The organism is Paenibacillus sp. OT2-17 (genome assembly GCF_009827695.1).
GTDB classification, from domain to species: Bacteria; Bacillota; Bacilli; order Paenibacillales; family Paenibacillaceae; genus Paenibacillus; species Paenibacillus polymyxa_B.
In genome coordinates this window covers 1-3,258 of record NZ_WUDQ01000426.1, presented here as the reverse complement: position 1 = coordinate 3,258, position 3,258 = coordinate 1, and the positions used below count along the sequence as shown (strand labels likewise).

Sequence of the window (3,258 nt, the reverse complement as noted above, 5' to 3'; positions counted from 1 at the left end):
TCTTCTTTGGCCTGCTGTTCAATTTCTTTAATCATCTGAGCTGTTTCATGACGAACTTCCTGCTCTACGTTGGTCAGAATAATACTTCTTGCATCCTCCATCGTCAGATTGGAAATACGTTCCAACTCAGTTACCTGACTCTTGTAAATCAAATCAATTTGCTGCTGGGTTTCATCGATTCGTTTCTCTTTGTTGGCCACTTGTTCTTCTTTGCGTTCCAGCGATTCCAATTTTTTATCCAGCGATTCTTCTTTTTGCAGCAATCTTCGTTCCTGTCGTTGAATTTCATTGCGACGTTCACGAGTTTCTTTTTCAGCTTCGGCACGGATGCGGTGGATTTCATCTTTCGCTTCCAATACCGTTTCCTTCTTCAGCGCTTCTGCCTCTTTTTTCGCGTTCTCCACGATTTGCGCGGCAGCTTCTTCCGCACTGGAGATCTTAGCTTCTGCAATAGATTTGCGAATAAAATAACCAATCCCGAACCCAAAGAATAACGCGGCTACAGCAACGAGAACGAACCAGATCGCAGTCATCATACTGTTCACCTCCCCGTTGGTTCCTCCAAGGCATTCCTTGGGACTTTTTGCAATTGTCACATTTACTTTGATCGTCAAACTAAGACAACGACACAAGGTCGTTTCATTTCATATGCACATGCTTTCACATGTACAATTCCGCCTGGCATAGCGGCATCACTTGTTATTTGGCGATGAGAACTCACCGTGGATTCCGCTTTTTTGGAAGGAAAAAGGGCGTTCCACAAGTATCGTTTCATATATATTTTATTATTTGACAAATGGCATTGTCAAGGGAATGCAAACATTAGTAGACTACCATGCAGCTTTCCATGTAATAACTAGCTCATCCTATCCGTTCATACTAGCCAAAGGTTCAGCAGCCGTTTGGCAACTATTCCTCCCACTGCAACAACTCCTCGTCATCTGAAGCAGCGTCATGCTCGGTCGCAGTGAGATGATTGACTACCCGGCGTGTCATATCCCCCGAATATCCGCGTCTCATGAGAAAAGGGTAGGTTTTTCTTTTTTTCTCCATTATATCACCACGTACCTGATTCCATTTCTTACGTCCGACCGTCAAAGCGCTCTCCCACTCCTCATTATCGGTGATCTCACCTAGCGCTTCGCCAATAGAGGCTTTAGAGATGCCCTTCTGACGAAGTTCTTGCCTAACCCACATCTTCCCCTTACGTTGGCTTGTTATGCGCTGCCTTGCCCATTGACGGGCGTATAAATCATCATCTACGAGTTGTTCCCTATGCAGTCGGGCCATTACTTCGTCAATAACAGACTGATCCAGTTCTTTTTGCGCCAAACGCTGGGCAATTTCCTGACGTGTGCGAGGCTTTCGCCCCAAATAGCGTAGCGCAAGTACATAAGCCTGTTGCTTTTCATCTGCCAGAACGATATCTTCCAGTTCTTTTTTATCAAATGACGTTCCTTTGAACATATTGTACTTGATCATTACATCTTCTAATACAGACAGTGAATAAGGACCAAAATGTATGATATATCTTCCACGTTTGCGTCCCTGTCCCTGCTCTACCCTAGTAATCATCAATTCCTCATGATCCGGAAAAAGAGAAATCCCTTGTTGCTTATTTGCTTCCGAAGTGTATTCATCTTCATCGTCCAACTGCAATATACTTCCCTCACTTTGAAATTCACGAAAGCAGCCTTTGAACACCTGCTACGCAAAAGTTAGATTCCACTGACAAAGCAGACTCTAGTTGATGCAAAAATGCCCTGCACAACTGTGCAGGGCATCAGAATCATGCTATTCAAACGGACGGTGCCATAACCCTGGCCCCAGTTCACAAACCAGGATTCACCGAGCTTTATTCAAGCTCCAACAATTCCTGTTCTTCCTTCGCTTGCTGTGCCAACTCTTCTTCTGTAGGCGGAGCAACCGTCGTAATCAGATTGCTGGCCACCCGAATTTTTTGTTCGATCGTACTAGCAATATTCGGATTTTCCTTCAAAAATTGCTTAGCATTCTCACGTCCCTGACCAAGGCGCTCACCTTCGTAGGAATACCAGGCTCCGCTCTTGTCGACAATGTCATGCTCCGTACCGATATCGATCAGGCTACCTTCTTTGGAAATGCCCTCACCGTACATAATATCTACCTCAGCCTGACGGAAAGGAGGGGCAACTTTGTTCTTCACGACTTTAATACGTGTGCCGTTACCCACAATGTCGTTACCCATTTTCAAACTTTCAATACTACGAACATCCAAACGTACCGTAGAGTAAAACTTCAATGCACGTCCACCTGGTGTTGTTTCAGGGTTACCGAACATAACACCTACTTTTTCACGTAGCTGGTTAATAAAAATAGCAATGGTTTTCGACTTATTAATGGCTCCAGAAAGCTTACGCAATGCCTGAGACATCAAACGTGCTTGAAGACCAACGTGGGAATCTCCCATTTCGCCTTCAATCTCTGCCTTGGGCACAAGTGCCGCTACGGAGTCAACAACTACAATGTCTACTGCTCCACTACGTACAAGAGCTTCGGCAATCTCAAGCGCCTGCTCTCCTGTATCTGGTTGCGATAGTAACAACTCATCAATATTGACACCCAGCTTGCTTGCATACGACGGATCAAGCGCATGCTCGGCGTCGATAAAGGCTGCTTGTCCGCCTGTTTTTTGCACCTCTGGAAAGCCGCCCGTTCCTAACGCAATATCCAAAGCAATCGAACCACTGGGGATCGTTTCCACTTGCATGTGGGTAGACTCACCCAACTTCATAATGGAACCTTTACCAAATTGCTTTTCTATTTGACGGAGCGCCATATCCAGCGCAGCACGACGATCTGACAATAAACTCACATCCTTCATTGTTTGTACTTTAATAATACCTTGTTTTGACACGCTTGCCAAGCATTTTTTCGAACATACATTCGTTTTTTTTGTTCACACAGCTCTCTTCTACAATTACACCTGTCTCTTAAAACAAAAAAAGAACCGCTGGCAAAAGGCTTTGCAACGGTTCTTCCGATAAGATGATTATATCATGAATATCTATCTAAAACAACTCTACGACCCACACTGTACATAGATGTTTAAGAGAGTTTCTCGTTCTCTACCAGCCTGCGCCACAATCTGTACAGGATTGCTTTGACTGATCGCAGTCGGATTGTTTCACGGTTACCACTCAGTCTCAGTTCATGTACTTCCGTTTCCTTGTCGCGTTCAGCAATGCCAATATACACCACACCGACTGGCTTCCGTTC

General features: G+C 44.8%; 4 protein-coding genes. All 4 read right to left on the bottom strand.

Features of this window, described 5'->3' with window-relative positions:
• A partial coding sequence (locus GRP75_RS22455) for an Rnase Y domain-containing protein (RefSeq protein WP_160790406.1) occupies positions 1-536 on the bottom strand: 536 nt, incomplete at its 3' end.
• A gap of 373 nt (positions 537-909) precedes the next feature.
• Positions 910-1,659 (bottom strand): regulatory protein RecX, encoded by a 750-nt coding sequence (locus tag GRP75_RS22450; RefSeq protein ID WP_160790405.1) that lies wholly within the window; start codon positions 1,657-1,659, stop codon positions 910-912.
• Between the two features lie 196 nt (positions 1,660-1,855).
• Complete coding sequence (gene recA, locus GRP75_RS22445) at positions 1,856-2,845, bottom strand: recombinase RecA (RefSeq protein WP_160790404.1); 990 nt, start codon at positions 2,843-2,845, stop codon at positions 1,856-1,858.
• 242 nt (positions 2,846-3,087) lie between these two features.
• A partial coding sequence (locus tag GRP75_RS22440; RefSeq protein ID WP_202404265.1) for a CinA family protein occupies positions 3,088-3,258 on the bottom strand: 171 nt, incomplete at its 5' end.